The organism is Methylobacterium sp. WL116, assembly GCF_008039455.1.
Lineage (GTDB): Bacteria > Pseudomonadota > Alphaproteobacteria > Rhizobiales > Beijerinckiaceae > Methylobacterium.
Genome location: NZ_VRUV01000204.1, coordinates 1 through 7777, shown reverse-complemented (window position 1 = coordinate 7777; position 7777 = coordinate 1). Strand labels below are relative to the sequence as shown.

The window sequence follows — 7777 nt, the reverse complement described above, 5'->3', positions numbered from 1 at the left end:
GACGCCAGCGGCGTGAAGATCGTGGTGAGCGCGATGGCGGTCGACCTCACGAACCTCAACCTGATCCCGCGGGTCTGTTCCAGCACCGCCAACGCCAACGCGTCGCCCCGCGCCACGGGCGCCGCCTTCGACCTCACCGTGCCGACCGGATTCCGCACCAACGGGGTCCGCTACGTCCTCACCGAGGTGAGCATGCCCTACACGCCGATGCTCGGCTCGGCGCTAGTCAAGCTCGTCAACGGCGCCACGAGCACGATCACGCTCAAATCCAGCATGCCCTGGCCGGCGCGCGGCGGGCAGCCCGCCAAATCCACCTACACCGAAGTCTGGATGCCGGGAGGTGCAGCATGCCCGTGACCCCGGCCCGCTCGACACCTCGAAGGATCTCGATGCGCCGACATCTCGGCCGCTTCGCGCGGCAGCGCGACGGCAACGTCGTCCTGCTGTTCGGGCTGCTCGCGCTGCCGCTCCTCGGCTTCACCGGCGCCGCGATCGATTACGGCTTCGCCACCTATATGGAGACCAAGCTCCAGGCCGCGACCGACGCCACCGCCCTCGCTCTGTGCCAGACGCCGATGGCGACGACGAACCCGGCTCTCCAGGCCCAGGCCGTCGCGATGATGACGGGCTACATGGGCGCGACCGGCCTCACGGTCGACCCGCTGGCGGTGACGGCGAACCCGCGCCAGATCACCCTGACCACGCACATGGTCTCGCCGGTCTTCTACAGCCGCATCACGGGCGTGACGGCCCCGCGCCCGGGCGGGTCGGCGCGCTGCGCCACCCCGGTGCCCAAGACCTTCGAGATCGCCCTGGTGCTCGACAACACCGGCTCGATGGCGGAATCGAGCGGCGGCCAGAGCAAGCTCCAGGCGGTGCAGACGGCGGCGACGAACTTCGTCGACTACGTGTACACCAACGCCGCCTTCGCCACCGGCACCAAGATCTCGATCGTGCCGTTCGCCGCCGCGGTCGCGGTCGATCCGGCCGCCTACCGCTATGCCACCTGGATCGACCAGAACGGCAAGTCGGCCTATCACTGGACCAACGTGATCGCACCGGCCTCCGCCGGCTTCACCAACCGCTTCGGCCTCTTCACGGCGCTGCAGAGCGCCTACTCGGGCTGGGGCTGGGCCGGGTGCCTGGAAACGCTGCCCTATCCGCTCAACGTCCAGGACGGCGCGCCGACGAGCTCGAACCCAAGCTCGTACTACGTGCCGATGTTCGCGCCCGACGAGCCGGGCGATGGCAGCACGACCTTTGCCGGCTACAACAACAATTCCGCGTTCAGCTTCAACAGCTACATCGACGACTACACCAACGCCAACAGCTGTGCGAGCCAGTCGCAGTCGAGCACCACCTTCGCCGCCGCCGAGGGCCGCGCCTGCAAGTACGTCAACGCCCGCGACGCATCGCCGACCGCGTCGAACAGCTATACCGGCATCCCGAACGGCCCGAATTTCGGCTGCACCACCCGCCCGCTCCAACGGCTGACCAGCAGCACGGCGACGCTGAAGTCGCTGATCAACGCGATGGCGCCGCTCGGATCGACCAACATCCACGAGGGCCTGATGTGGGGCTGGCGGACGCTGTCGCCGAGCAGCGTCTTCGCCGACGGTGCGCCCTACGCGTCGAGCACGGTCAACAAGATCATCATCCTGATGACCGACGGCGCCAACAGCTGGGCGACGAACGGCTACTCGCCGTTCAATCAGTCGATGTATTTCGCCGCCGGCTACTTCCAGAACGTCGACGGTTCGACGCCGAATCCGCGGCTCCCGCCCGGCAACCAGAACGTCACGAACGCGAGCAACGCACGCGCCGCCCTCGACGCGCTGACGGCCCTGGCCTGCAGCAACGCCAAGAGCGCCGGCATCTCGATCTACACGATCGGCTTCAGCGTGCCCTCGGACCCGATCGACAGTGCCGGCCTGAACCTCCTGAGCAACTGCGCGACGACGGCGTCCCAATCGTTCGTCGCCAACGATTCGAACAGCCTCATCTCGGCCTTCAACCAGATCGCGGCCAGCATCGGCACGCTGCGGCTCACCCAGTAGTCACAAGGCGCCCGAGGGCGACAGCGCGTGGATCGGACCGAGCGCGCATTGCTGGATCAGCAGCGCGACCAGGCCCGACCAGCCGGTTTGATGCGAGGCGCCGAGGCCCCGGCCCGTATCGCCGTGGTAGTACTCGTAGCAGAGCACGTGGTCGCGGAAATGCGGGTCCTCCTGCTCCAGCCTGCTCGTCGCCTGGAACGGGCGCGTCCCGTCCGGCCCGCGGGTCGAGAGCGCGATCATGCGGTTCGCCAGCTCGTCGGCGATCTCCTGAAGCGACAGGAAGGTCCCTGAGCCGGTCGGGGCCTCAACCCGGAAGTCGGGCCCGTAATAGCGGTGGAACCGGCGCAGGCTGTCGATCAGCAGGTAGTTGATCGGCAGCCAGATCGGCCCGCGCCAGTTCGAGTTCCCGCCGAACAGCCGCGTCCGCGACTCGGCCGGCTCGTAGGGCAGGGTCAGGTCGGCCCCGTCCCAGGCGAAGTGGAACGGCGTGCGCTCGTAGACCTTAGACACCCCGCGGATGCCGTGCGGCGACAGGAACTCGCCCTCGTCGAGCATCCGCCGCAGCAGCGCCTTGAGGCGATGGCCGCGCAGCAGCGACAGCAGGGCCGTGCCGCCTTCGCCCGGCTCCTGCCAGCGCGAGACCAGGGATGCGAGGTCGGGCCGGTTCTCCAGGAAGAAGCGCAGCCGCTTCTGCAGCCCGGGCAGCTTCACGAGGTCGGTCTCGCGCAGTACGGCGACCGCGCAGATCGGGATCAACCCGACGAGGGTGCGGGCGCGGATCGGGATGCGCTCGCCGCCCGGCGTCTCGATCACGTCGTAGAAGAACTGGTCGGTTTCATCCCAGAGGCCGCCCCTGCGCGCGGCGGCATCGGCGATCAGCAGGAAATGCTCGAAGAACTTTTCCGCCATGTCCTCGTAGGCGGGATCGCGCAGCGCAAGCTCCACCGCGATCCGCATCAGCTCGAGCGCGTTCATCGCCATCCAGGCGGTCGCGTCCGACTGCGTCAGCGCCCCGCCCGCGATCGGCTTCGAGCGGTCGAACAGGCCGATGTTGTCGAGCCCGAGGAAGCCACCCTGGAACAGGTTGCGCCCGGATGCGTCCTTGCGGTTCACCCACCAGGTGAAGTTCATCGTCAGCTTGTTGAACACCCGGAGAAGGAAGTCGTGGTCCGGCCGCCCGGTCAGCGCCTGGTCGAGGGAGAACACCCGCCACGCGGCGAAGGCGTGCAGCGGCGGATTGGCATCGGAGAAGTTCCACTCGTAGGCCGGCACCTCGGCATTGGGGTGGCCGTAGGCGTCGTCGAGCAGCAGCAGGATCTGCCCCTTGGCGAAATCGGGGTCGATCGTCGCGAAGACGAGGCTCTGGAGCGCGAGGTCCCAGGAGGCGAACCACGGGTATTCCCAGGCATCCGGCATCGAGATGATGTCGTGCGCCCGCACGTGGCGCCAATCGGCGTTGCGGCCGGCCTTGCGCGCCTCGGGCGGGGCCGGCTGGGCCGGGTCGCCGTCGAGCCACTCGCGCACGTCGTAATGGTAGAGCTGCTTCGACCACAGCATCCCGGCCAGGGCCTGGCGCTGGACCGCCCGGCGGTCGGCATCCGCGATGTCGGCCTGCAACGCGGCGTAGAATGCGTCGGCCTCGGCGATGCGGGCGGAAAACACCGCGTCGAAGTCGGCGAAGGCGTCGCCGGACGCCTCCGCGATGCGGAAGCGCAGGCGCACGCTTTGCTCGCCGCCCGGCGCGATGGTCAGCCGGTGCACGCCGGCGCATTTGGTGCCGGACCGGTCAGGATTGACCGCGTCCATCTCCCCGTCGACCACGCGACGGCCGATCCCGTCCTTCGGGTATCCGGATTGCGGCGCGCCGAACAGGCGGTGGGCGTTGGTCTCGTTCTCGCAGAACAGCCATTCCGGTGCCCCGTCGGCATGGAGCCGCATCGCCGGCATGGCATGGTGGACGGCGAGCACGGTGCCGTCGGCGGCGAGCCGCAGGTCGGGGCGCGGGCCGTTCGCCCACGACCACGTGTTGCGCGAGAACAGCTGCGGCAGCAGCGCCAGCGTCGCTTCATCCGGGCCGCGGTTGATTGCGGTCACCCGCATCAGCACGTCGTCGGGCCCCGCCTTGGCGTACTCGATGGTGACGTCGCAGTAGCGGCCCGCGTCGAACAGGCCGGTATCGATCAGCTCGAACTCGCGGTCGTCAAGGCCGCGGCGCGCGTTCTCCTCGGTCAGGCGATAATACGGAAACGCGTCGTGCGGGTACTTGTACAGCATCCGCATGTAAGCGTGGGTCGGGACGCCGTCGAGGTAGTAGTACAGCTCCTTGACGTCTTCGCCGTGATTGCCCTCGGCATTGGTCAGGCCGAACAGGCGTTCCTTGAGGATCGGGTCGCAGCCGTTCCATAGGGCGAGCGACAGGCACCAGTTCAGGTCCTTGTCGGCGAAGCCGCCGATGCCGTCCTCGCCCCAGCGATAGGCGCGCGAGCGGGCATGGTCGTGGGGCAGGTAGTCCCAGGCCTCTCCGTCGGCGCTGTAATCCTCCCGCACCGTGCCCCATTGCCGATCGCTGAGATACGGCCCCCACAGGCGCCAGGCGGGGTCGGTCCGGGTCTCGGCGAGGCGCCCTCCCTCGACGGTCTCGAAGATGCGCGGCGGTCGATGGGTGTGGGACACGTCGAGAATCCCTCGCTTCACGTTCGTCGGATCGAGCCGGGCCTGCGGACCGCGCGCAGGTCGGAGCGGTTTCATGAGCGGCGCCGTCCTGCAAGGCTCGCGCCCCGCATCGGACGCGGGGGCTGGTCACGCCGCGTGCGCTGGTTCACACCGCGTCCGGTCATCCGCGCAGCCTGATGGAGCAACCCGGTTTGGACACGGTATCCCTCGCCCCGCACGCCCACCAAGTCCTCGAGGACGCGACGCTGCCGGAATGGCCGAACCATTATCGCGGCAAGGTGCGCGACAACTACGACCTGCCGGACGGGCGCCGCATCCTGATCAGCAGCGACCGGATCAGCGCCTTCGATCGGGCGCTCGCCGCGATCCCCTTCAAGGGCCAGGTGCTGACGCAGACCGCCCGCTACTGGTTCGAGGCGACCGCCGACCTCTGCCCGAACCACGTCCTCGCCTATCCCGACCCGAACGTGCTCGTCGGGCAACGCCTCGACATCCTGCCGGTGGAGATCGTGGTGCGGGGCTACCTCGCCGGCAGCACCGCGACCTCGATCCTGACGCAGTACAAGGCCGGCGCGCGCACGATGTACGGCCATACCCTGCCGGACGGGATGCGCCCGAACGAGCGGCTGCCGCAGGCGATCATCACCCCGACCACCAAGGCCGCCGACGGCGCCCACGACGCGCCGCTGACCGCCGACGCGATCCTCGACCAGGGCCTGCTCACGCCGGCGCAGTGGCGGACCGTGTCGGAGACGGCGCTCGCGCTGTTCGCCCGTGGCCAGGACCTCGCGGCGCGGCGCGGGCTGATCCTCGCCGACACCAAGTACGAGTTCGGCACCGACGCCGACGGCCGCATCGTGCTCGCCGACGAGATCCACACTCCCGACAGCAGCCGCTACTGGTTCGCGAAGACCTATCCCGAGCGCTTCGCCGCCGGCGCGGCCCCGGAGAGCTTCGACAAGGATTTCATCCGCAACTGGGTGGTGGCGCGCTGCGACCCCTACAACGACCCGATCCCGGAAATCCCGGCCGAGATCGTGCTGGAGACGGCGGCCGTCTACATCAACGCCTACGAGACGATCACCGGCGCCACGTTCACCCTGCCGGACCCGGCCGAGGTCCCGCTCGACCGCATCCGCCAGAACCTGAAGGCGTATCTGACTTAGGAGGTCGGATCGAACCGGAAGGTCGGGTGCGTTTCCCCTCCCGCAAAGGAGGGAGGGAAGACCGCGCCGCCATCACGCCGAGATCACGATCTTCGCGGTCAGCCCGCGGCTGCGAAGCGCGTTGCGGCAATCGACGACGATCCAGGCGCTCCCGCAGATCGCGGGGTAATCGACCGCGTCGTGGTCGGTCACGATCAGCACGACGTCGAACGACGCCAGCGTCCCGTCCGTCAGCGCGACCGATCTCGCGCCCTGTAGCGTCCTGTATTCCCGCGTCGCGGGAACCGCGGGCACGAACGGATCGTGGTAGGCGACCCGCGCGCCGCGCGCCTCCAGCATCGACCAGAGCCTGAGCGCCGGGCTCTCGCGGATGTCGGAGATGTTCTTCTTGTAGGCCAGGCCGACGATGAGGATCCGGCTGCCCGACAGGCCGCGTCCGGCGTGGGTGTCGAGGGCGCGGATCAGCTTGTCGAGCACGAAGCCCGGCATCTGCTGGTTGATCTCGCCGGCGAGCTCGATGAACTTCGTCGCGATCCCGAACTCGCGCGCCTTCCACGTCAGGTAGAACGGATCGATCGGGATGCAGTGCCCGCCGAGGCCGGGGCCCGGATAAAACGGGGTGAAGCCGAACGGCTTGGTCTTGGCCGCCTCGATGACCTCCCAGACGTCGATCCCCATCGCGTCGAAGATCACCTTCAGCTCGTTGACCAGGGCGATGTTGACGGCGCGGAAGATGTTCTCGGTGAGCTTCGTCGCCTCCGCCGTCGCGGTGGACGACACCATCACCGTGCGGGCGACGAACGGCGCATAGAGCGCCTCGGCGAGCCGCGCCGCCGCGGGGCCGTCGCCGCCGACGATCTTCGGGATCGTCGCGGTGCTGAAGGCGCGGTTGCCGGGATCCTCGCGCTCGGGCGAGAAGGCGAGGAAGAAGTCCGATCCGCTGCGATAGCCGGTGAGCGCCTCGAGCAGCGGTCGCACGACCTGATCGGTCGTTCCCGGCCAGGTGGTGGATTCGAGCACGACCAGCTGCCCCGGCCGCAAGCGCTTCGCGATCTCCTGCGTGGTCGTGCGCACAAACGACAGGTCGGGCTCGCGCTGCCGGGTGAGCGGCGTCGGAACGCAGATCAGGATCGCGTCGACCTGCGCCAGACCGTCGAAATCGGTCGTGGCGCGGAAGCGGCCGCTTCCCGCCATCGCCGCCACCGCCGGCGCCGGAATGTGCTCAAGATAGGTCTCGCCGCGCATCAGCATCGCCGGCTTGTCGGCGTCGATGTCGAAGCCGACGACGGCGAAGCCGGCCTCCGTCGCCGCGAGGCAGAGCGGCAGGCCGACATAGCCGAGCCCGACGACCCCGATGGTGGCGGCGCAGCGCTCGAAGCGCGCGGCGATCGCGTCGATCGAGACGTGGGGGCCGGCGGCTGGGTCTTCGGTCATCGCATGCGTTCCAGCGCCGGGCTCGTCGCAGCGGCCCGGCGATCGTGTCTTACCCGGTCCGCGGCCTCAGGCCAGGGCGTCGGCATCCGCAGGGCGGTTTTCCTGACGTACAGATGGCAATGCCCTTGCCGGTCTTGACCCGTCTTGGCGCCTATGAGTTATGGCCCCCATTCGAGAGTAGAGGCGGCCATGGCAGAAGATCACACCATCACGAAGGCACTTGCGGAAATCAGCCAGCGCCGTGATCTCCTTCAGGCCGAGTACGAGCGGATCGGGACCGAGCTGGCAAAGCTGCAGATGGCCGAAGGGGCGCTGCGGTCGATCGTCGACAACACGCCGCTCGATGCCGCCGTGTCGCTCGGCGACGGCCCGGCGCTGGAACGCATGCGATGACCGAAGACCCAGCCGCCGGCCCCCACGTCTCGATCGACGCGATCGCCGCGCGCT

At 68.7% G+C, this 7777-nt stretch carries 5 protein-coding genes and 1 pseudogene; 4 read left to right on the top strand and 2 right to left on the bottom strand.

Annotated elements, in window-relative coordinates:
* Window positions 1–357, top strand: a pseudogene (locus tag FV223_RS30470) (pilus assembly protein); the annotation flags it as partial.
* 32 nt (window positions 358–389) lie between these two features.
* The gene (locus tag FV223_RS15280) at window positions 390–2057 is read left to right on the top strand and encodes a VWA domain-containing protein (protein WP_147727838.1); all 1668 of its coding nucleotides are present in this window, start codon (window positions 390–392) and stop codon (window positions 2055–2057) included.
* Here the strand turns inward: FV223_RS15280 and FV223_RS15275 are convergent, their stop codons facing one another.
* A complete protein-coding gene (locus FV223_RS15275; RefSeq protein WP_147727837.1) occupies window positions 2058–4730 on the bottom strand; it encodes a glucosidase in 2673 nt (890 codons plus the stop codon).
* Between the two features lie 191 nt (window positions 4731–4921).
* On the opposite strand from FV223_RS15275, the gene FV223_RS15270 reads away from it, so the two are divergent.
* Window positions 4922–5896: a phosphoribosylaminoimidazolesuccinocarboxamide synthase gene (locus FV223_RS15270; protein ID WP_187276151.1), complete on the top strand. Its 975-nt coding sequence runs from the start codon at window positions 4922–4924 to the stop codon at window positions 5894–5896.
* 72 nt (window positions 5897–5968) lie between these two features.
* Here FV223_RS15270 and FV223_RS15265 read toward each other — a convergent pair whose 3' ends face one another.
* The gene (locus tag FV223_RS15265) at window positions 5969–7330 is read right to left on the bottom strand and encodes a nucleotide sugar dehydrogenase (protein ID WP_147727835.1); all 1362 of its coding nucleotides are present in this window, start codon (window positions 7328–7330) and stop codon (window positions 5969–5971) included.
* 189 nt (window positions 7331–7519) lie between these two features.
* On the opposite strand from FV223_RS15265, the gene FV223_RS15260 reads away from it, so the two are divergent.
* On the top strand, window positions 7520–7723 hold the full coding sequence (locus FV223_RS15260) for a hypothetical protein (protein ID WP_147727834.1): 204 nt from the start codon (window positions 7520–7522) through the stop codon (window positions 7721–7723).
* Window positions 7724–7777 lie beyond the last annotated feature (54 nt).

Bases quoted from the DNA above. Each gene is read 5' to 3' on its own strand.
- FV223_RS15280 (WP_147727838.1), top strand. From the start codon at position 390: ATGCGCCGACATCTCGGCCGCTTCGCGCGGCAGCGCGACGGCAACGTC.
- FV223_RS15265 (WP_147727835.1), bottom strand. From the start codon at position 7,330: ATGACCGAAGACCCAGCCGCCGGCCCCCACGTCTCGATCGACGCGATC.
- FV223_RS15260 (WP_147727834.1), top strand. From the start codon at position 7,520: ATGGCAGAAGATCACACCATCACGAAGGCACTTGCGGAAATCAGCCAG.